Here is a 23852-nt window from a genome sequence, read left to right on the forward strand (position 1 = left end):
AGTCTGGTTGCATCACCGGAATCGCCACAGGTCGCGGGTGTGGTGGTTGCATGGACAGCGAATGCATCAGATCCTGATGGGGATGCGCTCGAGTACCAGTTCATGGTGGATGGTAACGTTGTGAGGGACTGGTCTGCTGACAACACATGGACTTGGTCGACGACAGATGGAGATGTTGGATCTCACACTGTGACAGTTGCTGTGAGGGATGGAAGGAACGAGCCTGTTTCCGCGTCATCCCAGTACACTGTAGAGGCCAGGGTAGTACCGAACAATCCGCCTGTGATCGATAGTCTGGTTGCATCACCGGAATCGCCACAGGTCGCGGGTGTGGTGGTTGCATGGACAGCGAATGCATCAGATCCTGATGGGGATGCGCTCGAGTACCAGTTCATGGTGGATGGTAGCGTTGTGAGGGACTGGTCTGCTGAAAACACATGGACGTGGTCGACGACAGATGGAGATGTTGGATCTCACACTGTGACGGTTGCTGTGAGAGATGGAAGGAACGAGCCTGTTTCCGCGTCATCCCAGTACACTGTAGAGGCCAGGGTAGTACCGAACAATCCGCCTGTGATCGATAGTCTGGTTGCATCACCGGAATCGCCACAGGTCGCGGGTGTGGTGGTTGCATGGACAGCGAATGCATCAGATCCTGACGGGGATGCGCTCGAGTACCAGTTCATGGTGGATGGTAACGTTGTGAGGGACTGGTCTGCTGACAACACATGGACTTGGTCGACGACAGAGCAGGATATCGGGGTGCACACGATAACCGCAGGCGTCAGGGACAACAGGCATGCCACAGATGGATCCGCTGACAGCACGGTCGCTGAGGAGTACGAGGTTCTCAGAGCTACTGCCCCAGAGAACGTCACTGTGGCTGCCAATGTCACAGAGAACGTAACAGCGCCTGTGAACGTGACAGTTCCGATAAATGTGACGCCTCCGGTCTCAGAAGAGAACGTGGTTCTGCCGGTGATGAGCATATCCGGCTACAAGTTCAATGATCTGAATGGGAACGGCGTTATGGATTCCGGCGAGGCTGGCCTGGACGGGTGGACGATCGTTCTCACGATGCCAAACCAGACTGAAGTTCAGACAACAACCGGATTCGACGGATACTACCGGTTTGATGGTCTATCGCCAGGTCTGTACACTGTGAGAGAGCAGGCGAAAGCTGGCTGGGATCCGACAGCATCTGAGAGCCAGCAGGTGAACCTGACAGATTCAGATGTGACGGGAATCAACTTCGGGAACATGGCCAGGACATACTACATAAGCGGCAGGCTGTTCGAGGATGCGAATAACAACGGCGTCAACGACGGCGAGCCTGGCGTGAAGGGCTGGGAGGTACGCCTGACGAGGCCTGATGCCACTGAAATTGTTGCGACGACGGGAGACGATGGCTCTTACAGATTCGGGAATCTGACGCCTGGAGTATACACACTTAGAGTGGTTCTGCAGGCCGGCTGGAACGCGAGCGTTCCCTCCAGAGAGGTGAGCATCACAGACTCGGATCAGAGTGGTGTGGACTTTGGAGTCCAGATGATCGGTTTCACGGTATCAGGCAGGGTCTTCAGCGACCTCGATGCGAACGGCGTCAACGATGGCGAGCCCGGGCTTCCCGGGTGGACGGTTAAGCTGACGATGTCTGATGGGGAGGAGCGGACTGCAGTCACATCTGATGACGGCTTCTACTCCTTCGATCATCTCAGGCCTGGCAGCTACAAAGTCGAGGCCGTGAAGCAGGACGGCTGGAGCCAGACCGCGCCTAAGACCGGCGTGCACACCGTGGAGGTCAGGGACTCAAGCTTGCCAAACGTCGACTTCGGGTATGCAGGTTTGAGATCGATATCAGGAGTTGTATTCAACGACATCAACGCCAACGGTGTCAGGGACGAGGGCGAGCCTGGAGTCAGGGGCTGGAGCGTGACCCTCGAGCAGGGCGGAAACGTCACCTCCATGACTGAGACAGGAGCTGATGGATCATACAAATTCGAGGGTCTGTCCCCGGGCACCTACAGGGTGAAGCTGATCCCGCAGGACGGCTGGAAGGCGACAACTGAGAGCAGAGATCTGCAGCTCGGAACCGCTGACTTGAGCTTCGATATCGGCGTTGCTGGAAGCCTGTCGATAAAGGGCATGAAGTACTACGATCTGAACGCAAACAAGGTCAGGGACGAGGGCGAGCCTGGGATACCGGGAAGCGATGTGAACCTGATCGAGAACGGAAAGGTCGTGAGGAGCACAAAGACATCTGAGGACGGCTCGTACACATTCGATAACGTCGCGCCTGGAACTTACACGATCAGCGATCCTCTGCCTGAGGGCTATGTGGTTGTGACATCATCGACTATAACTGTGACCGTGACCACGAGCACAGTCCTTGATGCGAGCTTCGGTATAGCAGGCGTTTACACAATCTCAGGAAAGAAGTTCAACGATCTGAATGGCGATGGAAATGATGCTGGAGATCCAGGTATCCCCGGATGGGGAGTGGTACTTGACGGCACCACAACTCTGGGTGTGCACATAACGGAAACGCAGTACACAGGCTCTGACGGGTCATACACCTTCAGCAACATAGCACCGGGCACATACAAGATCAGCGAGCTCTCCAGACCTGGCTGGACGCAGACATACCCTGGAGGGGATGGATCACACACGGTCACAGTCACCAGCTCAAGCGTATCAGGAAAGAACTTCGGGAACAGGTATCTCTCGACGAAGGCATCCGTATGGGGAACAAAGTTCAACGATAAGAACAACAACGGTGTCAGGGATGCAGGGGAGCAGGGACTTCCAGGATGGGAGATAAAGATAAGCAACAGCACCTACACCAGGACAGCGATCACAGACAGCGACGGATGGTACAACTTCACAGGACTTGATGCAGGAACATACACAGTCACAGAGACCCTGAAGTCGGGCTGGAGCGTCACGAAACCGGCCGGTGGATCCTATTCGATAACGCTCAGCTCAGGCGAGACAAAGACCGGCGTAGACTTCGGCAATTACAAGTCTCTCCCGACAGGCGCGACGCTGACATCGGACAAAACAAGCCCGCAGAACGTCGGCACGACGGTGGTGTGGACAGCTAGCGCCACATCCACGGTCCCGCTGGAATACAGCTTCTGGCTCAAGGGTCCATCCACATCAGGACTCTGGCAGGAGAGGAGGAGCTGGTCCTCTGATAACACATGGTCCTGGAACACCGCTGGGCTCCAGCCGGGCACCTATGATATCCGTGTATGGATCAGAGACAACTACCACAGCGATACCGGTGATGTGCAGGTCACGAAGAGCTTCACTCTCAGGGAGACCAACAGGCCTCCGGAGCTGAGTCTGATAATGGTCGACAGGCCGAGCCCACAGTACCCTGGCGCCTGGGTCAGCTTCCGGGCTGTGGCACGCGATCCGGAGAGGGATCCGCTGCAGTACAAGTTCCTGCTTAAAGGACCTTCGACAGGATACACCTGGAGAGAGATGACATCCTGGACATCCAGGAACATATGGACATGGAGGACATCGTTCTTTGACATCGGTTTCAATGAGATAATGGTATACGTGAAGGATGGCAAGCACTCTCCAGATTATGATGACAGGAAGACCTGCGGATACACGATCCTGGGATTCATACCGCGCCCGAACCTGCCGCCGGTGATAACGAGCTTCGGCTCGAGCCTCCCGAGCCCGCAGTACGCAGGGAGCACGGTGACATGGAGTGCTACGGCGATTGATCCTGAGGGATACCAGGTCTACTACAGGTTCATGCTGAACGGCCCGTCCACAGGCTACACATGGAGGGTCGTGCAGGACTGGTCGCTCTCGAACACATGGACATGGAGGACATCCGATATTGACATCGGCAGGTCTCAGGTGGTGGTCCAGATCAGGGATGGTCTGCATGCACCACCCACGGGCTGGGATGACCAGGCCAGCGCGGCCTTCAGCATCGTGGCAAAGCCGAATCTTCCGCCTGTGATAACCTCGCTCACGCCTGACAAACCAAGCCCACAGTCCAGCGGGACGGCGATCAAATGGACTGCAATGGCTACAGATCCTGATAGAGATCCGATCTACTACAGGTTCTGGCTTAAGGGCCCATCGACGGGGAACACGTGGCAGATAGTCAGGGACTGGTCGACCTCGAACACATGGACGTGGAGTTCGGATCTTGGAGATGCTGGCGATTACACGGTCTTCGTCTATGCCAGGGATGGAAAGCATGCGTCAGCGAACGCCTACGACAGCGCCAGGGGCCAGGTCTACAGGCTGCTCCAGCCGAGGATGGACATCGTGACTGGCGCCCAGCTCAGGGGCCAGATCAAGGACTCACCCAGGCTGATATCCACGGACAGAGGGTTTGCGCTTGTCTGTCAGTCGTGGGAGCGTGGCAGGAGCAGCAACGGCGACATCAGGATACAGACGTATGATGCGTCTATGAAACCTCTGAGCAGCAAGCTTCTGACCAGCGACACTGCATACCAGGACAGGCCCTCAGTCGTCTATGACGGAAAGAACTACTATGTTGTGTACGTCTCCAACGAGAAGGGCAACATGGACATCTTCATGAAGAAGCTCGATCCGGGCCTGAATGTGCTGGAGACGAGGCAGCTCACAACATCTGCGAGCGATCAGGACTCTCCGGCTCTGCTGAAGGTGGGGGATGATTTCTACCTGGCCTACCAGTCATGGGAGGGCGGCAAGAGCAGCAACGGTGACATCTACCTGACACGCTTCGACTCGACCTGGAAGCCTCTCAGGAGCGTGAGGCTCACAGCCGACAGTTACTATCAGGACATCCCCTCCCTAGTGCTGGCCAGCGGCTACATCTACGTATCTTATGTGTCAGAGGATCGCGGGAATCTCGATGTGGTCGTCAAGAAGCTCGACACGAACCTCAACCTGCTGGACACCAGGAGGCTGACAGGAGGATCCACAGATGAGGATCAGCCGTACCTGCTGTGGAGCAATGGTGAGTTCATGCTGGTGTACAGGAGTGAAGATGGGATAGCGCTGGAGAGGTACAGGCGCGACTGGAGCAGCATCGATAAGAGCCTCGTGCTGAGCGGAGATCTCAGCTGGCCATCAATCGCCTGTGGCAATGGACGTTACTGGCTGTCATACGTAGATGGCAACAGCATTTACGCCACGCCTCTGAAGATAACAAGCGCGCTGCCGCCGTGCGATGTAAGGGCGAGCTTCAGCTCCAGGAGAGCAAACAGGGACTACCTGATGACTCTGAGGTTCTACAACAACTACGGCGAACTCACAGACCCGACGTTCCTGAAGATGACCTGGAGCCCGCAGGATGCAGCCACGCAGGGAAGCACTCTCAAGAGGGTTGCAACAGGCATGTACAGGATGCGCTCGACATTTGGCGCTCCAGGGGAGAAGAGCTTCAGGGTGACAGCAACCGTTGATGGAAGCCAGCTCGACAAGACCATCAGGGTCAGAGTGAGATGAGATGCCCGGGGCAGCATCCCGGGCTTTTTATTTTTGTGAATTTTTGAACCTGCGACAGACTCTGAATCTTCGGGATTCTGCGGCGCACGTTCGATGCGGAAACCTCTTTATCCATTCCATCCATACCATTCCCACGTGACCGGGCTTCGTGATATCCTTGAGAGGTTCTCGCGGGGAGAGATTGATTTAGAGGAGGCACTGAGCGGTATACGGCTTCTCAGCTACAGAGAGGTTGGATCGATCGCAAAGATAGATCACAGAAGGGAGGACAGGATAGATGTGCCTGAGGCGGTTCTCGCTGAGGGGAAAAGGCCAGAGGATCTTGCAAGGATTGCACTGGCGCATCTCGAGTCCGCGGGTAAGGTCATAGTGACAAGAGTCTCAGCTGATCATCTCAGTGCGCTTAGATCAATGGATCTCCCTGAAGGCGCTGAGATAGTGTGGTATGAGCATGCGAGGGCGGTTCTTCTGAGAGCAGTTCAGGTCGAGAGGACAGGTGGTAGAGTGGGAGTGCTCAGCGCTGGAACCGCTGACATACCGGTCGCGGAGGAGGCCAGGGTCACAGCAGAGGCAATGGGCTGCGAGGTCGTGACAGAATATGATGTCGGCGTCGCAGGCATACACCGTCTCTTTCCAGCGATGGAGCGGATGGCAGGTGTGGATGCGGTGGTCGTAGCTGCTGGCCGTGAGGGGACGCTACCGGCCGTTGTCGCAGGCCTGACAGACGCTCCGGTCATAGGCCTTCCAGTCTCAACAGGATATGGGGCTGGGGGAAACGGGATCGCTGCGCTTCTATCGATGCTCCAGTCCTGCTCAGTGCTGGCGGTGGTTAACATAGATGCTGGCTTTGTCGCAGGCGCGTTTGCAGCCAGGATAGCAAACAGGATCGCCAGGAGAAAACTTTCCGAAGCCAGGCAGCATTGAGAAAAGTTATTTATACTATCAATGCTCTGAAGCACCGCTGAGCGGGTATATTTATTGTTGTAAATAACCCCCACTCCCCTACCCGCTCCATGTCTTTCATTTTACAGCGCTTCGTTCTTATCCATCTGATAACTTGCCCAAAGAGGCACTGGTACTGCTATGCGTTCATGGCAGATGAATGAATGCTTACAGCCAAACCACACAGCCTCCAAGTTGCCAACCACATAAGAGAGCAGCGCTCGCTCTTATGTGCGTAGCAACTTGCAGAGCATGCAATGTGGTTGATGAAAGCATTCATTTGTCGAAACGAACGCATAGCATGACCCCCTGCTCCTTCGGGCAAGTCATCAAACGGATAAGAGCGAGTCATCAAATGGATAAGAGCGTTCACGGTAAAAAATCCGTCTGGAAGTGGCATTAACGGCACACCTGAGTTGGAAGGAGCTGCATATCTCAGCTGATACGAGTGCGTGACATCTGGTCACTGGATATTTTTTCGTGCTCGATCGCGAGCAGCTGCAGCTTGATATCGATTCCCTGGGTGTATCCGCCGGGGCCATTCGATGCCACAACCCGGTGGCAGGGTATCATGATCGGAAAAGGATTCCTGCGCAGAGCTGCACCGACGGCCCTTGCGGCCCCGGGCCTTCCTGCGATCTTCGCGACATCACTGTAGGTTGCGGTGGATCCGCGAGGGATGTTGAGTACTGCACGGTAAACGGCCATCTGAAAATCCGTACACCAGCTCAGATCAAGATCGAGATCCGGGCGCGGGCCTCCCATCATGTGGTCTGCTATCCGCGCTGCTCTCTCTGAGAACTCCAGGTCTGGGGCGGTTCTGGAGAGGATTATGCGTTTTACAGTTCCTCCTGACTCCTCGACGATCACATAAAGATCGATGTCATCCAGATACACGCCCCCTCTGCTGAGCTTTTTTACTTCTGCAGAATCTCCCTGAAAGTCTCGCACCTCCCCAGCTCGACGATCTCGACATCTCTCGTTGAAGTATCCAGTATCGCAACGCTCCGGATACCTGTCAGATGCCCCCATATCTCTCCAGGGTTCACCACCAGAGTTCTTCCCTCACGGCGGACCTCTGCCCTGTGTGTGTGCCCGCGAACGACGATGTCGTACAGACCGGATGCCACCACGGCCCTCACAAGAGCCTCCTCTGTTCCATGGAGCATGGCGATCCTCAATCCATCCACCTCTAACTCGCCGAAATCTCCGAGATACTCGCCCCCGAACCTCTTGAAGTATCTGGAAAGACCGACGCGGTCGCCGTCGTTGTTTCCGTAGACGAGTCTCACAGGAATGCCGTAGCCATCGAATAGATACGCGTTCCCGGATCCGATCACGTCTCCGGCATGCAGCACCAGCTCCACATTTCTTTTAGAGAATACGCTCAGAGCTTCCTTGATGCCCCGAAAGTTATCGTGAGAGTCTGACATGATCCCTATGAGCATACTATCACCCTGGCATGGAGGAACCTGGCCGTACAAGAATTTAACCTGTGGGGTGTGAGCTCGTGAAATCAGACGGCTGGATTCTGCAGCCCTGGCATGGAGATTCGCAGACCCAGCCGGCCTGAGCGCCACAGACCTCTGTGATGTGGTTAGGCGACCACCTCATGCAGATGAGATCGCAAAAATCAATGCGCTGCCTAGGAATAAAAACTGAAATAATATAACTTAAGGGATCTGCGCTTTCTATGTTGTCCTGATGCCACCGCTTCTTGAGTCAGCGAACCTGTTGAGCAGCCCGGGCAGGAGAGTCACCAGCAGGCCGAAGATGATCACCGCAATCACCTGGCTTGTGAACGCATCCATTACCTTCACCTCCACACCTGTTTTTACATGTTAATGTAGCGCAATAATAATTAATAATCATTACGGTGTTGCAGGCACGCCAGAGCATGCAATAAGTTCCTGGTTGTGCTGTGGTGAATGATGTTTGCGAATCCGATAGAATATGACTAATTCATACAAATTGTATTTATAGTAAAAACAGATAGCGTTCGACCATATAGGCTTTAATTATTCCGCTCTTATGTATTCAGCAACTTGAAGGATATGCAGGCCGGTTGCTGAATGCACTCATTCGCTCGCCACGAGCGCACAGCGTGACTGGTGCTTCTTCGGGCAAGTTATCAGATGGATATTGGACTTGAGTCCTGATAGCAGTACTGAGGCGAGATAAGACTACTAAGTCCAATTCTACACATGTCGATCTTAACCGATGACGCATGGAGGTCTGTCAGCCCCATGGACTCTGTTCGGGTCGCACCGAAGCCGCACAGGTTTTAATAGTTCCCGTGCAACTCTCATCCAGCATGACCAACCTTATGTTTTACAGCACAAATGGCTCGCCCGAGCGCGTCGACTTCAGGCAGGCCCTGCTGTCAGGCCAGGCTCCGGATATGGGTCTTTACATGCCCGAGCACATCCCGAGGATCGGTCCAGAGGAGATCTCGCGCTTCTCAAAAATGAGGTATCCTCAGATTGCGTACAGGGTTGTGGGACCTTACATCGGCGATCTCATCCCGGAAGGGGATCTGATATCAATGCTGGAGGATGCATACAGCTTCGATGTCCCGATAGAGAGGGTCTTCGATCGAGCGCATGTGATGCGTCTGGATCGTGGGCCCACCTGCTCCTTCAAGGATTTTGCTGCCAGGCTGATGGGCAGGCTCGTTCAGTACTTCCTGGAAAGGGAGGGGCGGAGCATAATCATACTCACCGCTACATCAGGAGACACGGGCAGCGCTGTGGCCCATGCATTCTACGGTCTGGGAAACGTTATGGTTGTCGTTCTCTACCCTAGGGAGGAGGTCACCGAGCGGCAGAGAAAGCAGATGACAACGCTCGGCGGAAATGTGCATGCTCTGGCGGTTGATGGCAAGTTCGATGACTGCCAGGCTCTCGTCAAGAGAGCATTTGCGGATCCGGAGCTGAGAGACCTCAACCTCTCCTCAGCGAACTCGATAAACGTCGGGAGGCTTCTGCCTCAGGCAGTCTACTACTTCTACGCATACTCCAGGATCTCTGAAGGAGAGGAGATCGTCATATCTGTGCCGAGTGGCAACTTCGGCAACCTGATGGGTGGGCTCATCGCGATGCGGATGGGGCTGCCTGTGAGGCGGTTTGTGGTCGCGACGAACGAGAACGATGAGTTTCCGGTGTTCATGCGCACAGGCATCTACAAGCCTATAAGACCCAGCAGGAACTGCATCTCAAACGCAATGAACGTGGGCCATCCTAGCAACCTCGCCAGGGTGTTCGCGCTTTACGGCGGCTGGATGGATGAAAAAGGAGTTGTGAGAAGAGAGCCGGATCTGGATGCGATGCGAAGGGATATGTTCGCGGTCTCTGTGAGCGATGATGAGACGAGAAAAACCATAAAGGAGGTCTACGAGCGCCACGGGGTGCTCCTGGAGCCACACGGAGCGGTCGGATGGGCGGGTCTCATGAGATACTTCGAGGAGGTCGAGCGCTGGGAGCCGTCAGTCTCGCTGGAGACCGCGGATCCCGCGAAGTTCCCTGAGGAGATCATCCGCGTTCTTGGAGTGACGCCTCCGCTCCCGCGGGCGATGGCAGAGCTCGACAGCCTGGAGGAGCACATAGAGAAGATCGATGGATCCTATGAGTCCCTGAAGTCATACCTCAGAGGTCTGCGATGAGATTCGATGATATAGGTAGCTTTCCGCATGGAAGAATCGAGGGGATGAGAAGAGAGGAGTACCTCTCTCTTGTGAGGAGCATAATGGAGATGAAGATCTCTGCTGGGGTCCAGGTGCCGACATACCCTCAGCTCAGGGACATGATAGGCATGTTCATGGACCCCATGAGATCCCCCGAGACCACGGATGGCCCGTATCTGATCCGCAGGGATGCAGCCGAGATAATGGAGCTTGATGCTCTCAAATCCATCGGACGAAACATTCGCGTCTGCGTCACAGGCCCTCTCGAGCTTTACGTATCAGAATTCGGATCGACGAACTACGAGGATCTGCTCATCAACATGGCAGAGAGCGTCTCTCGCTTCATAGAGAGGGCCATCGAGAAAGCGCGGCAGCTTGGCATTGATGTGGCTGTCATCTCGATCGACGAGCCGAGCCTGGGGATCAGCTCCAGCATAGTCTTCTCAGAGGATGTGATCATCGAGGCGCTAGAGGTGGCGATCAGGGGATGCGCAGGAAGGGTCGATGTCCAGGTTCACCTACACTCTCCGGTTCACGCGGAGCTCTGCGCCCGCGTTTCCGGCATAAATGTCATAGGCGTTGAGTCAGCGTCACATCCCGATTATCTCGATATCATCGACCGGAAGGCGCTTGCCGAGAACGATACGTTCATAAGAGCCGGGATAGCCAGGACAGACATCCTCTCGATGGTTGCGAGGCTCAATGAGCAGCTCAACACAAACCTCTGGGAGCAGCCGGATAGGCTCGAGGCCGAGATCCTCAGGATGGAGTCTCCAGAGGTCATCAGGAGGAGACTCGAACGGGCTGTGCGGATCTTCGGGGATCTCGTCAGATACGCAGGCCCGGACTGCGGCCTGGGCTCATGGCCGTCGCAGCACCTCGCAGCAGAGCTCCTGAGGAACTGCGCTAGGGCGATCGAGACGTTCAGAGGAGAGACAAGCTGAAGGGACGGGCCCGTCAGGAGATCCACTTGTGCAGGCCAGCTACGACGGCATATCTCAGCCACAGCGAGTGGATTGGAGGAGATGCATTTGTCTCCCGGGTCAAATCACTCCCTTCGTGCTCAGAACCCCGGGCGATCCCGGCTCCACGGCGTTGCGGATCGCGAGCCCCAGCGCCTTGAACATGCTCTCCGCTATGTGGTGGTCGTTCTCTCCCTCGAACCTGACGTGCAGCGTCAGCCTTCCGCGGTCGGTGATCCCCTTCAGCACCGACTTTATCTCGAAGGTGTTCAGATCCCCGATCCTCTCCCCATGAAACGATCCCCTCATCACGAGGTATGCCCTCCCGCCCAGATCCAGGGCCACCTCGGCAAGCGCATCATCCATCGGGATGGCCGCGAACCCGTATCTTCTTATTCCGCTCCTCTCGCCCAGCGCCTGATCGAGCGAGGCTCCGATCACCGATCCCAGGAGTGAATACCTGTAAAGAGAGTTCCCGCCAGCGGATGCTCTGATGTCGATCGATCCCAGCTTCGCCATCGAATTGAGCATGTGATCCATGAACCCAGAGCCTGTGGAGGCGGTCGCGGCTCCGCTGCCATCGAGGTTCACCTCCGCGGTCGCAAACGCGCCCATCTCTCTGAGCTCAGATCTGCCTGTGCGCATGGTATCTGTCCCTGACCCGGATGTTAATTCCCCTTAAAGGATAATGATCTCACTGGTGGTCTCATATATGCCGGGCAATCCTCAGAGCCATCCCTTGCTCTTCCAGTGCTCGTACTCGTGCGTCCATACGTCCTTGTTCATGCTCACGAGAGCTTTAAATCTGGATTTCATCTCCTCGTGAACCTTATCCTGCTCAGGGTAGCGTCTCCCCTCTGAGATCGCGCGCACCAGATCCGCTCCGAGATCGCGCGCCTTTTTCTCAGCCTCCTCCATCGATCCCGGGATGGCCGGCGCCCCACCTGCGCCACCGACGTAGGACGCGCCGAATCCCACTATTATCCTGCTCAGGTAATCCAGAACCTCATCGTAAGCCTGGCCGCCGGCGGTGGCCACAGCGCATCCGTACTTGCCAAGGAGAAGCTGGCAGTGGACCGCATCCGCCATTCTGTCTATGAGCGTCTTGAGTTGGGCTGTCACGCTCCTGAAGTAGTTCGGCGAGCCGATGATGAAACCGTCGCACTCGAGGAGCTTTTTGTATACCTCCTGGAAATCATCCTTGTGCGTGCACTCGCCCTTTGCATAGCAGACTCCGCATGCGTTGCAGTACTCTATTCGCAGCTTGCAGACATCCACAAGCTCGACCTCAGCTCCCTCTGATCTGGCGCCATCAAGCGCCGCCCTGACGAGCCTCAGGGTCTGGCTCCTCTCCCCTCTGGGGCTGGAGTTTATGCCGAGTATCTTCATTCCCACCACCTGAGATACAGGCAGAGATCCGTATCATGGACAAATGTGACCGACAGGCATATCAACTTTTGGCATGATCAGCAAGAGCTGAAGATCTCCGCCGTACGCAGTTGCGCCAGCTTCGTGAGGCGGAAGCAATCTCTGTGATCCGCATCTGAAAGAATGCAGCTAAAAATTGCCGCTGCGCTTTGCACGCGCCGGCTCTGAGGATGAGATGTTCGCACTCCTGCTGCTCTGGATCGGGCTTGTGAGCTCATTCACGATCCTGGGATCGTGTTACGCCCGCAGGTCTGGCCGCTCTGATATGCTCATGGGCATCTATGTGGCATTCGGCATATTCTCAAACATAGCAGCAGCCAAGACAGCTGAATTCGATCTCATTGTGGGGACATTCTACGCCCCTGCAGTGGTGATAGTGTTCAGCGTGACGTTCCTGCTCACAGACGTTGTGAACGAGAGGTTCGGGCTCCAGGAGACCAGAAGGATGATCAGCATAGCGTTCATCTCCCAGATAATGATCTCCCTCTTCTCATGGCTCGTGGTGGAGCTTCCGCCAGCGCCTTTCTTTCACCAGCAGGATGCGATCGAGGTTCTTCTGGAACAGGTGCCCAGGATCGTCCTTGCATCGTGGATCGCCTTCTTTGTGAGCGAGAACCTCGACGCAGTTGTCTTTGCGTGGTTCAAGTCCAGGACGAAAGGACGCCACCTCTGGGCGAGGAATGCGCTGAGTTCGATACCGGCGATGCTGATCGACTCAGCGCTCTTCATAACAATCGCATTCTACGGGGTCATGCCAGTGGTTCCTCTCATCATAGGCATCACGATAACAAAATGGCTCGTGGCCCTGATCGATATACCTTTCATGTACCTGAACAGATGGATTCTTTACAGGAACCAGTCAGCAGATGTTTTCTCCACATCCTCATAAAATAAACAGCATCGATCTGCATGTCGGAAAAAGCTGATAGGTGCGCAGGCACCAGGAGTCTGAGGGAGACGATACAGTTTTACATGATAGACTTCCAGACGCCTCTGGGCAGGGCCATAGACATCGCCATCATCGCTCTGAACATCCTTGTTGTGGTGCTATTCGTCATCGAGACGTATCCGCTCCCCTCTCACGTCTCATTGATGCTCTGGAGGCTTGAGGTTGCAATCATATTCATCTTCGTGATCGAGTACCTCCTCAGGTTCTACGGCGCGCCCGATCGCTTGAGTTACATCAAGGACACATACAGCATGATAGACCTCATCGCCATAATGCCAACTCTGATACTGCTGGTGCTTCCGATATTCGGAGTATACGCCGATCTGCGTTTCATTCAAATTATAAGAATCATGACGGTCTTCAGGATATTCAGGTTCCTCAGGTTCATAGCCGAGGACCACCTCCTCTTCGGCATAATCAGCCTGAGGATGCTGAACGTGGCAAGACTTGTTTTCACTGTAATAACGATATTTTTCATATCCTCTGGCCTCTTCTACTTCGCAGAGAGTCCAGTAAACCCTGAGGTCAATAACTTCGGCGATGCGTTCTACTTCACGGTTGTGGCGGTCTCAACCGTCGGATTCGGTGATATCGTCCCTGTGTCGGGAGCCGGCCGGCTCGTCACGCTGATGATGATCATATCCGGCATAATTCTGATACCGATACAGGTGAGCAGGATCTTCAGAGAGTGGATCTCTGCCCCGCGGAAGAGGCGTATCTGCAGTGGATGCGGTCAGGAGTGGCACGAGGAGGATGCGAGGTACTGCAGGATGTGCGGCAGCCCTCTTGAGGAATCAACCGAATCTCAGGAAACCGCTCAATAGGATGTGAGCGTTCACACTGTCATTATTATGGGACATCGATCCGAATGGTAGCAGTGAGGGTCCGGATGCTGTTGAATCAAATGATGTGAATACTCCACATACACGACTCCATATGGTGTCACACTCTCGGCCTCAGCAGATACAGGTGCTCGACTGTGCCCCTGTTCTTCGGTCCTCCCCTTATCGGAGAGGGGCACGAATGAATCACCTCGAAATCCGGCACCAGCCATCGCTCGAAGCTGTTCCTCGCCCTCTCAGCGTCCTCCTCTCTGTGACCGCCATCGATCTCATATGGCGGCTTGAAGAGAGCCACGATACTCCCGCTGCTCCTCAGAAACCTCCTTAGGTTCGGCAGCACCTCTCTCAGGGAGACATTGCTCACATCCACCGAGATCAGATCGAACCGCTCATCCCCGAGATGCTTCACAAGCTCCTCGGAGGATCTTGCATCGACCCCACCGATGAACCTGAACCTGGGGTCGCTGAGCATTGCGGCATTCACACACCCCTCTGCGATATCGATCCCCACAACCCTGGCCGCACCGTGCTGAAGGAAGAAGTCGGAGAAGCCGCCTGCGGAGCACCCCACATCAAGGACGCTCAGGCCCCTGATATCATCAGATCTACCCTGGAAGAGAGACTCTATCTTGTAGCCGCCCCTGCTGACATACCTGAAGCCCTCCACGATCTCGATTCTGTCAGAGGGCTTCACCCTGTATGATTGCTTTCTGCAGACAGCTCCGTTCACCAGAACCTTACCGCTCTTGATCAGGTGCACAGCCTTGGATCTGGATCCGGCGATCTCCACAAGATAGATATCGAGCCGCATCATCATTGCCTCCACCTGTGAGATAAAAATACTGATGGATGGTAGCCATGATCCGTTTTGTCACCAGCAACAGGGGAAAGTTCATTGAGGCGCAGAGACTGATAGAGGATCTCGTCCAGGCTGATGTGGGCTACACGGAGATCCAGGCTGATACGCTTGAGGAGGTTGTGCTTTTTGGGATGAAGGAGCTGTCTTCCAGGCTTGACTCTCCGTTCATCATAGAGGATGCAGGGCTGTTCATAGATGCTCTGAATGGGTTTCCCGGAGTGTATTCCGCTTACGTCCAGAGGACGATAGGGAACAGTGGCATCCTTAAACTCATGGATGGGGTCGAGAATCGCGCAGCATCCTTCAGATCCGTCGTGGGATACTCGGCTCCGGGAATGGAGCCGGTCCTGTTTAAAGGAGAGCTTCAAGGGAGAATAGGTTTCGAGGCGCGTGGCTCCGGAGGGTTCGGCTACGATCCGATATTCGAGGTCGATGGAAGAACCCTTGCGGAGATGGACCTCGAGGAGAAGAACATGATCTCGCACAGAGGCAGGTCCATTAAAGCGCTGAAGGGCTGGCTCGAGAGTCGCTGATCGAAGATAGCGATAGCTGCTGATCCTCACATCAATCAGAGGCTATCTTCTCTCGAGAGCGCAGCGCGGGAGCATCCTCCTGTCTATCGATTTTATCAGCGGTGCCTGGATCGCTGAGATGTAGATCTTCTTCCCCTCTACCTCCATGTAGAAATCCGTATCCTTCGGGGGGCTTGTTTTGATGGAGAAGATCAGGGGGCCCTCGCAGGTCGTTGCTATCCGCAGATCCGTCTTTTTGGATCTTATGTACTCCAGCATCTCCGGCTCTATCCGTACAGAGACTCGCTTCATCACGATCTTCACTGGAAATAGCTTTTATATCAAATCATCCCCTGGTCGGATGTGAAGAGGCGGCAGGTTCATGTACTGAAGGATATCGCACGCCAGCGCATGGAGAGGCTCTTCGGGCTGGCCAGAGCCTGTGCAGGGACACATCCGGAGAGGAGCGACAGGTATGTCGAGCTGGCTCTGAGAATCGGGATGCGCCTCAGGGTCAGACCGACGAGAGAGATGAAACGCATGTTCTGCAGGAGCTGCAGGGGATATCTTTCGCCCTCCCAGCGGATGGTCAGGCTGAGGGATGGCGTTCTTGTGATAAAATGCATGCGATGCGGTCACATCTCAAGAATGAGATACAGGTAGGTTCTGTTGTGAGACTGACGATATGTGGATCTGCGGAGATCTTAGCCGATTACAGCTCTCCTTACAGGAGATCACAGGCTGCATGTATGATCTGGAGTGGATGCAGGGCATAAGCATTTGTGGCAGCAGATCTGAATGATTTAAAGAGGGTATATCATGCTCAGGGCCGGCGATCAGTTCATATCCGGCAGATCTGGTGGGGTGGTCTCGGCATTTTACCCCTACCGCGGGGGCTACCTGGGGGTGGTGCCGGCCCACATATTTCGATACTCTGGTACGGATGTCCTGAGGATAGGCGCTCACCGCTCCAGGGTTGTTCATTACTGCAGCGACGCGGACATTGCCTTCTTTCTCGTTCCCGGTCCATGCGAGCCCACGAGGATCGCCAGACCCAGGCTGGGCGACGCTGAGCTGATCAACAGCGCCAGGCGCATGGGCTGCAGGATAACTGATACCTCCTGGAGCATAGCGTATGTCGTGCTCCAGCCTGGAAACCTGCCTGGCCCTGGAGACAGCGGCACTCCTGTATTTCAGGATGGCGCGGTCGTGGGCATGCTCATCAACATAAATCTCGGCACATGCAGGGGGACTGTGATAACAGGCGAGTTCATCCTCTCAAAGCTCAGCGAGTATGCGCAGTCTTCTCCCGGAGCATGATTTCTGTGTCTCTGTGAGATGCACCGCTAGCTATATGTTGGATCAGGTGAACGCAGGGATCGATGGATCCATCTGAAAGGCCCATGCGCATTGGAGTTTACATCTGCCACTGCGGGCTGAATATAGCGGCGACACTAGATGTGGAGGAGCTGAGGAGGTTTGCAGAGACGCTTCCGAATGTGGTCGTGGCCCGCGACATACAGTTCACATGCTCTGACGCCGGCCAGAACACGATCAAGAGCGATATAGCAGAGTTCAAGCTCGATGCAGTTGTCGTCGCGGCATGCTCCCCGCGGCTTCATGAGCCAACCTTCCGCAGAACCATAACCGAGGCCGGGCTCAACCAGTACATGCTGGAGATGGCAAACATCAGGGAGCAGTGCTCCTGGGTCCACATGGACTCGCCGGCGCTGGCGACCCAGAAGGCGAAGGACCTCATAGCGATGGCTGTCGCCAAGGCATCTCTTCTCCACCCGCTCGAGACGGAGAGCGTGCCTGTGAGCAGGGACGTGCTTGTGATCGGCGGGGGCGTTGCTGGGATCTCTGCTGCGCTTGATCTTGCGAACGCGGGCCTGAGGGTGTACCTGGTTGAGCGCAGGCCCACCATCGGCGGCTACATGGCTCTTCTAACAGATGTGTTCCCGACAAACGACTGCTCTATCTGTGTCCTCGCGCCAAAGATGGCCGAGGTCTACGCAAATCCCATGATAAAGCTCATGACATACTCTGAGATTCTCGCGATCGAGGGCACAGTGGGACACTTCAGGGTGACGGGGGTCACGAAGCCGCGTTATGTCGATCCGACGCTCTGCAAGGGCTGCATAAACGAGTGCTCCAGTGTGTGCCCTGTAGAGGTTCCGAACGACTACGATTTTAATCTGGGAAAGAGGAAGGCGATTTACATGGCGATCCCGCAGTCTGTGCCGCTTGTGGCATGCATAGACACAAACGCATGCATAGGCTGCGGTCTCTGCGCAGAGGCGTGCCCAGCTGACGCGGTGAAGTACGATCAGCAATCCGAGGAATTCAAGCTTGACGTCGGCGCGATAATAGTCGCCACCGGATGGCAGCCATTCGATGCATCCAGGAAGGAGGAGTACGGCTTCGGAAGGTACAGGGACGTCGTGACCACGCTCCAGATAGAGAGGATGTTGAATGCTGCGGGCCCCACAAGAGGCGATATTGTAAGGCCTTCCACAGGAGAGATCGCGAGATCAGTTGCATTCATACAGTGTGTGGGGTCAAGAGACCAGACTGTGGGGAACCCCTACTGCTCCAGGATATGCTGCATGGCATCCCTGAAGAACGCGCAGCTCATCAAGGAGAGGTACCCGGACGCAGATGTAGCGATACACTACATAGACATAAGGGCCGGGGGCGAGGGGTACGAGGAGTTCTACCTCAGGGCGCAGAGGCTCGGCATAAACTTCATTCGCGGGCGCGTCTCCTCTGTGGAGGAGGGCGATGATGGCCTCTACGTCCACTACGAGGACACTCTTCTGGGAAAGACCCTCATGAAGAGATATGATCTCGTTGTGCTCTCCATCGGGCTCGAGGCGAACAGGGATGCCGAGGTCGTGGGCAATCTCCTCGGATTATCGAGAAGGCCTGACAGGTTCTTCGAGATCGCTCATCCGAAGATGCGCCCTGTGGAGGCTCACATAGATGGCGTTTTCATAGCAGGATGCGCGTCTGGGCCGAAGGAGATACAGGTCTCTATAGCCCAGGGGAGCGCTGCAGCATCGAAGGCGATGCAGCTGCTCTTCAAAGGTGAAATTGAGCTGGATCCAACTGTCGCGTTCGTCGACCGGGACAAATGCATAGGCTGCAGGCTCTGTGTCGATACCTGCCCGAGCAGGGCGATAAGCGTGAAGGACACAGCCTTCGTTGATGAGGCAAGATGCAAGGGGTGCGGCACTTGTGCTGCAGCATGCCCTGTAGACGCGATAGAGATGCGCCTCTTCTCAGATGAGCAGATTCTGGCCCAGATCAGGGCTGCCACCGCTGTGAAGGGTGAGTATCCATTCATCGTCGGCTTCCTGTGCAACTGGTGCAGCTACGCCGGAGCGGATCTCGCAGGCACCTCCAGAATCCAGTACCCGACGAACATCCGCATAATAAGAGTGATGTGTGCGGGCAGGGTCGATCCAAGCTTTGTTCTCGAGGCGCTCAGGCGCGGCGCTGATGGCGTTCTCATAGCAGGATGCCGCATAGGGGAATGCCATTACGTGAGCGGAAATCTTCACGCGCTCCAGCGCGCGGAGGTCCTCAGGGGTCTTCTTAAGGAAATAGGAATCGATCCAAGGCGGCTCAAGGTGGCGTGGTGCGCGGCGAGCGAGGGAGATATACTTGCGAGGAAGATAGAGGAGTTCGTCGATGAGCTCAGGGATCTCGGTCCGGTCGGAACAGAGCTTGCGGCCGCGCTGCCATCAGGGAAGGTCTGAGCATGCTGGAGATAGAGAAGGATATGGATGTTGAGGGCTCTCATGTGATCTGCAGACAGAGGAGCGGGGATATCACCAAGATCCTGGACTATGATTACAAAACGTGCAACGGTTGCGGTATATGCATCTCCCTCTGCCCGACCAAGGCCCTCCAGCCTGGCCCCATCCTGGAGATAGCAACAGGCCTGGATGCCCCGCCAGTGCTCATAGATCTGGATGCATGCGTCTTCTGCGGGATGTGTGCGAACTTCTGTCCGGTGAACGCGTACAGGTTCACTGTAAACGATGTGGATATAAAGACCGACGACCGGTACCCGCGGCTTCTCAGGAAGGCAGAGCCGAACGAGAGGTGTCTGCCATGCACATTATGCGAGCCTGTCTGCCCTACAGAGGCGATAACCGTTGTGTTTAACAAAACCAGAGAGGACTTCGGGCCGCTAAGGGAGGGGATTGAGGGGGAGATCTCCGTCGATAGAGAGAAATGCAACCTCTGCGGGATATGCGCAAGGTTCTGCAAGGCATTTGTGCTTCTTGAAAAGGAGAAGGATCCGAGGGATCTCAGGCCGTATGAGCAGCTTCTCGTGGATGAAGATCTCTGCGACTACTGCGGGCTGTGCGTGGGCATATGCCCTGAGGAGGCGATATCAGTGAGGGGAGCGCCCCTTGATGCGACCCTCGATCTCAAAGGGAGCATAGATGTTGATCAGGAGAGATGCATCGGATGCGGCAGATGCGCTATAGTCTGCCCGTACGAGGCGATGGATGTCATCAAGCCCTTCGAGGGAGAGATAAGACTCGTGAGCGATCGCCTGGTGAAATGCGATCCGGTTGGGTGCCACGGCTGCTTCAACGTCTGTCCGGCAGATTGCTGGTATGTCGATGATCAGGGCAGGATTGGGGTTGTAGAGGATCAGTGTATACTCTGCGGAGCCTGCTCAAGGGCATGCCACCTCTTCGGCATAGATGTCACCAGGACGAAGGTCTCTCACACCCCGATAAAGGAGACGCCATGGGCTTCAGAGTGGCGGGATGCGATAAACGCGATACTAACAGGCGAGAAGAGGAGATATGATGTCTCAGGAACGCTGGCGCCTCCGGCGGTCGAGAGACCACCGCCGCCGAAGATCAAAGCTCCAGAGCGCGATCCGGAGCTTCTCAGGCGGATCGATGAATCGCTCCGGCGAATAGATGAGGCGATGAGGAAGCCGAAGGTCAGATACCTCTGGGAGAGGGCGCCTGTTGAGGAGGCGCGGAGAAAGATCTCTGCCAGGATAGCTCAGGAGGGGTCCTGATGGGCGGAGAGGGGTTCACAGAGGAGGTAATCAGGCTCGCGGGCGAGGAGATCAGGACCTGCATCCAGTGCGGCACATGCTCATCGAGCTGCTCCACAGCCCATCTGATGGACAACAGCATAAGAAAGCTGATCAGGCTGGTTCTTGAGGGAAGAAAGAGAGAGGCGCTTGCCAGCGATTCCATATGGCTCTGCACCTCATGTCTTTTATGTACGGTCAGATGTCCCAGGGGGATAAGGCCGAAGGCGGTTGTCTCTGCATTGAGGCAGATCTGCGAGCGCGAGGGAATCCGGAGCAAAGATGCATCCTTTGAGAGGATCTTCATGGATCAGATCAGGAGCAGTGGCAGGATCTCTGAGGTTCTGCTCTCGGCTGCATACGCTCTCAGGAATCCGGACGCAGCGGTTCCGATAATGGAGATGGGAATAGAGCTTCTCAGCAGGGGCAAGGTATCGCTGGATCCGGGCTCTGTTAGTGGCATGGATGAGATCCAGCGCATCTTCAGGGAGTTTGAGAATGAGTGAGATCGCATACTACCCTGGCTGCGTATCGAAGGCGACAGGGCGTGAGTACGATATCTCCACCAGATCGGTCGCAAGGGCGCTTGGAATCGAGCTGATCGAGCTGGATGACTGGAGCTGCTGTGGAGCAACTCACGTGCCGAATGAGGTGCTTTCTGTTGGCCTGGCTGCCAGAAACCTGACGCAGAGCTCGCTTCCGATAATGACGACGTGCTCCATATGCTACAGCAACCTCCGCAACGCGATTCGCCGCCTCGAGGATAACGGCCTGCGCGCACGCGTGAACTCGGTTCTGGAGAGGAAATACAGTGGCGCGAGGGTGATGCATGTCGTTGAGATGCTCTCTGAGTCTCTCAGGAACAGAGATCTCCCCATAAAGCTCAGCGGCCTGAGGATCTCGCCCTACTACGGCTGTCTTCTCACCAGACCCGGCAACGGTATTGACAGCCCGGAGCATCCGAAGGTGCTTGAGGATCTGGTGAGAACGCTAGGTGCTGAGCCTGTTGAGTCGCCGCTCAAGATGCTCTGCTGTGGCGGTCCTATATTCATGCCCAGAGAGGAGGCAGCACTGGAGAGCGCATATCACGTACTCATGAGCGCGAAGCGGGCTGGCGCTGATGCGATCATGGCAGTGTGCCCGCTCTGTCATCTAATGCTGGATGCGAAGCAGGGCGCGATCGAGCGGCGATACGGCGTTGATCTCAGGATTCCCGTGCTCTACGTCACACAGCTTGCCGGCATCGCCCTCGGGCTGGGTCCTGACGAGCTGGCCCTGGAGATGAACAGCATCTCTCCCCTACCACTGGTGGAACGGGTGTATCAGAGCATGACGGCAGACTGAAGTTTTATCTCAGAAGAGCCCATCTGCCCGGCGATTCATGTCTTCGCTCGCAGCCCGGTTGCGTCTTCCTGATGGAGTTTCGCTACCCACGCACCCCGCAGGTTCTGTGAACCCGGGCCGGCTTGCTTTGATTGAGCGCAAATGCCCATCCGGAGAAGCCCAGCGGCCTACGGAAAAAGCATTTATACTTGTTTTGTTTTTAAGTTCCCTGGTCCGTTCCTTATCATCGTGGAGGATTGAAGGATTTGACAACTGTTTATGATGTGCCTCCAGCTGATCTGATAAATGCGGTCGCTGAGGAGCTGAAGGCGAGCGGCAAGATCACGCCGCCTGCATGGGCCGCGTACGTGAAGACTGGAGTGCATACGGAGATGCCACCCAGCAATGCTGACTGGTGGTACGTGAGATGCGCATCGGTACTCCGCCATGTCTATGTCGACGGGCCAGTGGGCGTGTCCAGGCTCAGGACGCACTACGGAGGGAAGACCAAGAACCGGGTGGCCACAGGCAGGTCGGTCAAGGGAAGCGGCTCTGTTATAAGAGAGGCGCTTCAGCAGCTAGAAAAGGCCGGATACGTCAAGAAGCAGAAGGATGGAAGACATATCACACCCGAGGGCCGGGCCCTTCTGGACGATATAGCCCACAGGGTCAAGATGAGACTGGTGGAGAAGATCCCCGAACTGGCGAGGTATTGAGATATGGACGATGAGCTGGCAGATCTGAGACGCAAGAGGCTTGAGGAGCTGCAGAGACGGCAGCTGGAGTCCCAGCTGTATGCAGCGCAGCAGGAGCAGATGCAGCAGGAGCTCGAGGCCAGGAAGCAGGCGATACTCAGGGCCATACTTACGCCCGAGGCCAGAGAGCGGCTGAGCAGCATCCGCATGACACGGCCTGAGTTTGTAGCTCAGATAGAGGCTCAGCTTATCATGCTCGCCCAGAGCGGACGCATAAGGTCAGCGATAACAGATGAGCAGCTGAAGGCCATACTGAAACAGGCCCAGCCGAAGAAGAGGGATATCAACATCCGGCGGATCTGAGGATGAAGGTCACCACTCTGTTCAGCGGCGGGAAGGATAGCGGGCTGACTGCGATACTGCTTGAGCCGTTCTTCGACGAGATCGAGCTTGTGACGTTCAGCTTCGGGCATGATAGCGCATGGGAGGTGGCTGCAAGGGCAGCTAGGGCCATAGGCCATCCCCATCGGGTTGAGATCCTGGACAGGGAGGTTCTGGAGACGGGCCTCGAGATGCTCAGGCGGGATGGGTACCCGAACAACGCCCTGAACTACGTCCACATGTGCGCTGTCGAAGTCCTGGCGGAGAGCTGCGAGTATGTCGCAGACGGCACACGCAGGGATGACAGAGCTCCGGTCATGACCGCAAGCTCCATAAGGAGTCTGGAGGACAGGCACAGGATGCATTATCTGAGACCGCTTGCGGGCTGGGGCTGGAGGGCGATAAACGAGATGGCCAGCAAATACCTCGAGTTTGAGGTGCTGCCAAGCGACAGGTATCCGGCCTCTGATTTTGAGGTCGGCCTGAGATATGCGCTCGCAGAGCGGTATGGCCAGAGCGAGGTCGACAGGATATTTCCCGCGAATCACACGCATTCCAGAGTTGTTCGGAGGAAGTTGTTTTGAGCAAGAAGATGAAGCCGAAGAAGATACGGCTTGCCAAGGCACTTAGGCAGAACCAGAGGGTGCCTCTCTGGGTCATAATGAAGACGAAGCGCAGGGTTGTATCACACCCGAAGAGGCGCCACTGGAGAAGGAGCTCGTTGGAGTGAA

24 protein-coding genes are annotated in these 23852 nt (G+C 55.7%); 17 read left to right on the top strand and 7 right to left on the bottom strand.

Features of this window, described 5'->3' with window-relative positions; genetic code table 11:
- Positions 1-39 precede the first annotated feature (39 nt).
- Positions 40-5472 carry an SdrD B-like domain-containing protein gene (locus QHG98_08700; GenBank protein ID MDH7597794.1) on the top strand — a complete coding sequence of 1811 codons (5433 nt, stop codon included), beginning with the start codon at positions 40-42 and terminating at the stop codon, positions 5470-5472.
- Between the two features lie 135 nt (positions 5473-5607).
- Complete coding sequence (larB, locus tag QHG98_08705; GenBank protein MDH7597795.1) at positions 5608-6396, top strand: nickel pincer cofactor biosynthesis protein LarB; 789 nt, start codon at positions 5608-5610, stop codon at positions 6394-6396.
- A gap of 453 nt (positions 6397-6849) precedes the next feature.
- On the opposite strand, the gene QHG98_08710 is transcribed toward larB, so the two are convergent.
- From QHG98_08710 to QHG98_08720, 3 genes are all read right to left on the bottom strand, one after another.
- Entirely contained in the window at positions 6850-7365 is a 516-nt protein-coding gene (locus QHG98_08710; protein ID MDH7597796.1) for an MGMT family protein, read from the bottom strand.
- On the bottom strand, positions 7332-7862 hold the full coding sequence (locus QHG98_08715) for a metallophosphoesterase (protein MDH7597797.1): 531 nt from the start codon (positions 7860-7862) through the stop codon (positions 7332-7334). Before QHG98_08715 ends, QHG98_08710 begins: the two co-directional genes overlap by 34 nt.
- Positions 7863-8105: 243 nt before the next feature.
- A complete protein-coding gene (locus tag QHG98_08720; protein MDH7597798.1) occupies positions 8106-8234 on the bottom strand; it encodes a hypothetical protein in 129 nt (42 codons plus the stop codon).
- A gap of 494 nt (positions 8235-8728) precedes the next feature.
- Here QHG98_08720 and thrC point away from each other — a divergent pair, with 494 nt between their 5' ends.
- Positions 8729-10075 (top strand): threonine synthase, encoded by a 1347-nt coding sequence (gene thrC / locus QHG98_08725; protein ID MDH7597799.1) that lies wholly within the window; start codon positions 8729-8731, stop codon positions 10073-10075.
- Positions 10072-11040 (top strand): methionine synthase, encoded by a 969-nt coding sequence (locus tag QHG98_08730; protein ID MDH7597800.1) that lies wholly within the window; start codon positions 10072-10074, stop codon positions 11038-11040. Before thrC ends, QHG98_08730 begins: the two co-directional genes overlap by 4 nt.
- 99 nt (positions 11041-11139) lie before the next feature.
- On the opposite strand, the gene QHG98_08735 is transcribed toward QHG98_08730, so the two are convergent.
- Together QHG98_08735 and QHG98_08740 are read right to left on the bottom strand one after the other, a co-directional pair.
- Positions 11140-11703 (bottom strand): imidazoleglycerol-phosphate dehydratase, encoded by a 564-nt coding sequence (locus QHG98_08735; GenBank protein ID MDH7597801.1) that lies wholly within the window; start codon positions 11701-11703, stop codon positions 11140-11142.
- A gap of 81 nt (positions 11704-11784) precedes the next feature.
- Positions 11785-12447, bottom strand: coding sequence for a flavodoxin family protein (locus tag QHG98_08740; GenBank protein ID MDH7597802.1), 663 nt, complete (start codon positions 12445-12447; stop codon positions 11785-11787).
- A gap of 214 nt (positions 12448-12661) precedes the next feature.
- Here QHG98_08740 and QHG98_08745 point away from each other — a divergent pair, with 214 nt between their 5' ends.
- On the top strand, positions 12662-13375 hold the full coding sequence (locus QHG98_08745) for a queuosine precursor transporter (GenBank protein MDH7597803.1): 714 nt from the start codon (positions 12662-12664) through the stop codon (positions 13373-13375).
- Between the two features lie 20 nt (positions 13376-13395).
- Positions 13396-14259 (top strand): ion transporter, encoded by an 864-nt coding sequence (locus tag QHG98_08750; protein ID MDH7597804.1) that lies wholly within the window; start codon positions 13396-13398, stop codon positions 14257-14259.
- Positions 14260-14377: 118 nt separating this feature from the next.
- Here QHG98_08750 and QHG98_08755 read toward each other — a convergent pair whose 3' ends face one another.
- Positions 14378-15094, bottom strand: coding sequence for an SAM-dependent methyltransferase (locus QHG98_08755; GenBank protein MDH7597805.1), 717 nt, complete (start codon positions 15092-15094; stop codon positions 14378-14380).
- 41 nt (positions 15095-15135) lie between these two features.
- Here QHG98_08755 and QHG98_08760 point away from each other — a divergent pair, with 41 nt between their 5' ends.
- On the top strand, positions 15136-15669 hold the full coding sequence (locus QHG98_08760; GenBank protein ID MDH7597806.1) for an XTP/dITP diphosphatase: 534 nt from the start codon (positions 15136-15138) through the stop codon (positions 15667-15669).
- Positions 15670-15711: 42 nt separating this feature from the next.
- Here the strand turns inward: QHG98_08760 and QHG98_08765 are convergent, their stop codons facing one another.
- On the bottom strand, positions 15712-15960 hold the full coding sequence (locus QHG98_08765) for a hypothetical protein (protein MDH7597807.1): 249 nt from the start codon (positions 15958-15960) through the stop codon (positions 15712-15714).
- Positions 15961-16011: 51 nt separating this feature from the next.
- Here QHG98_08765 and QHG98_08770 point away from each other — a divergent pair, with 51 nt between their 5' ends.
- The 10 genes from QHG98_08770 to QHG98_08815 all read left to right on the top strand — a co-directional run bounded on the left by QHG98_08770 (position 16012) and on the right by QHG98_08815 (position 23851).
- Entirely contained in the window at positions 16012-16311 is a 300-nt protein-coding gene (locus QHG98_08770) for a ribonuclease P (protein MDH7597808.1), read from the top strand.
- A 156-nt stretch (positions 16312-16467) separates the two neighbouring features.
- Positions 16468-16968: a hypothetical protein gene (locus QHG98_08775; GenBank protein ID MDH7597809.1), complete on the top strand. Its 501-nt coding sequence runs from the start codon at positions 16468-16470 to the stop codon at positions 16966-16968.
- Between the two features lie 62 nt (positions 16969-17030).
- Positions 17031-19412 carry a CoB-CoM heterodisulfide reductase HdrA2 gene (gene hdrA2, locus QHG98_08780; protein MDH7597810.1) on the top strand — a complete coding sequence of 794 codons (2382 nt, stop codon included), beginning with the start codon at positions 17031-17033 and terminating at the stop codon, positions 19410-19412.
- A gap of 2 nt (positions 19413-19414) precedes the next feature.
- A complete protein-coding gene (locus tag QHG98_08785; protein ID MDH7597811.1) occupies positions 19415-20704 on the top strand; it encodes a 4Fe-4S binding protein in 1290 nt (429 codons plus the stop codon).
- Positions 20704-21228 carry a 4Fe-4S dicluster domain-containing protein gene (locus tag QHG98_08790; protein MDH7597812.1) on the top strand — a complete coding sequence of 175 codons (525 nt, stop codon included), beginning with the start codon at positions 20704-20706 and terminating at the stop codon, positions 21226-21228. The genes QHG98_08785 and QHG98_08790 overlap by 1 nt, the downstream gene beginning before the upstream one ends.
- Positions 21221-22066 (top strand): CoB--CoM heterodisulfide reductase iron-sulfur subunit B family protein, encoded by an 846-nt coding sequence (locus tag QHG98_08795; GenBank protein ID MDH7597813.1) that lies wholly within the window; start codon positions 21221-21223, stop codon positions 22064-22066. The genes QHG98_08790 and QHG98_08795 overlap by 8 nt, the downstream gene beginning before the upstream one ends.
- Positions 22067-22311: 245 nt before the next feature.
- Positions 22312-22761: a 30S ribosomal protein S19e gene (locus QHG98_08800; protein MDH7597814.1), complete on the top strand. Its 450-nt coding sequence runs from the start codon at positions 22312-22314 to the stop codon at positions 22759-22761.
- 3 nt (positions 22762-22764) lie between these two features.
- Positions 22765-23103, top strand: coding sequence for a DNA-binding protein (locus tag QHG98_08805; GenBank protein MDH7597815.1), 339 nt, complete (start codon positions 22765-22767; stop codon positions 23101-23103).
- Between the two features lie 2 nt (positions 23104-23105).
- On the top strand, positions 23106-23705 hold the full coding sequence (locus tag QHG98_08810; protein MDH7597816.1) for a hypothetical protein: 600 nt from the start codon (positions 23106-23108) through the stop codon (positions 23703-23705).
- Positions 23702-23851, top strand: a complete 150-nt coding sequence (locus QHG98_08815; protein MDH7597817.1) for a 50S ribosomal protein L39e — start codon at positions 23702-23704, stop codon at positions 23849-23851. Before QHG98_08810 ends, QHG98_08815 begins: the two co-directional genes overlap by 4 nt.
- The last annotated feature ends 1 nt before the right edge of the window (position 23852 follow it).

The organism is Methanothrix sp., from assembly GCA_029907715.1.
In the GTDB taxonomy this organism is placed as follows: domain Archaea; phylum Halobacteriota; class Methanosarcinia; order Methanotrichales; family Methanotrichaceae; genus Methanothrix_B.

Coding starts and splice junctions, on each gene's coding strand:
- QHG98_08715 (MDH7597797.1), bottom strand. CDS start 7,862: ATGCTCATAGGGATCATGTCAGACTCTCACGATAACTTTCGGGGCATC.
- thrC (MDH7597799.1), top strand. CDS start 8,729: ATGACCAACCTTATGTTTTACAGCACAAATGGCTCGCCCGAGCGCGTC.
- QHG98_08730 (MDH7597800.1), top strand. CDS start 10,072: ATGAGATTCGATGATATAGGTAGCTTTCCGCATGGAAGAATCGAGGGG.
- QHG98_08735 (MDH7597801.1), bottom strand. CDS start 11,703: ATGCGCACAGGCAGATCTGAGCTCAGAGAGATGGGCGCGTTTGCGACC.
- QHG98_08740 (MDH7597802.1), bottom strand. CDS start 12,447: ATGAAGATACTCGGCATAAACTCCAGCCCCAGAGGGGAGAGGAGCCAG.
- QHG98_08745 (MDH7597803.1), top strand. CDS start 12,662: ATGTTCGCACTCCTGCTGCTCTGGATCGGGCTTGTGAGCTCATTCACG.
- QHG98_08750 (MDH7597804.1), top strand. CDS start 13,396: ATGTCGGAAAAAGCTGATAGGTGCGCAGGCACCAGGAGTCTGAGGGAG.
- QHG98_08755 (MDH7597805.1), bottom strand. CDS start 15,094: ATGATGATGCGGCTCGATATCTATCTTGTGGAGATCGCCGGATCCAGA.
- QHG98_08760 (MDH7597806.1), top strand. CDS start 15,136: ATGATCCGTTTTGTCACCAGCAACAGGGGAAAGTTCATTGAGGCGCAG.
- QHG98_08765 (MDH7597807.1), bottom strand. CDS start 15,960: ATGAAGCGAGTCTCTGTACGGATAGAGCCGGAGATGCTGGAGTACATA.
- QHG98_08775 (MDH7597809.1), top strand. CDS start 16,468: ATGCTCAGGGCCGGCGATCAGTTCATATCCGGCAGATCTGGTGGGGTG.
- hdrA2 (MDH7597810.1), top strand. CDS start 17,031: ATGGATCCATCTGAAAGGCCCATGCGCATTGGAGTTTACATCTGCCAC.
- QHG98_08785 (MDH7597811.1), top strand. CDS start 19,415: ATGCTGGAGATAGAGAAGGATATGGATGTTGAGGGCTCTCATGTGATC.
- QHG98_08790 (MDH7597812.1), top strand. CDS start 20,704: ATGGGCGGAGAGGGGTTCACAGAGGAGGTAATCAGGCTCGCGGGCGAG.
- QHG98_08795 (MDH7597813.1), top strand. CDS start 21,221: ATGAGTGAGATCGCATACTACCCTGGCTGCGTATCGAAGGCGACAGGG.
- QHG98_08805 (MDH7597815.1), top strand. CDS start 22,765: ATGGACGATGAGCTGGCAGATCTGAGACGCAAGAGGCTTGAGGAGCTG.
- QHG98_08810 (MDH7597816.1), top strand. CDS start 23,106: ATGAAGGTCACCACTCTGTTCAGCGGCGGGAAGGATAGCGGGCTGACT.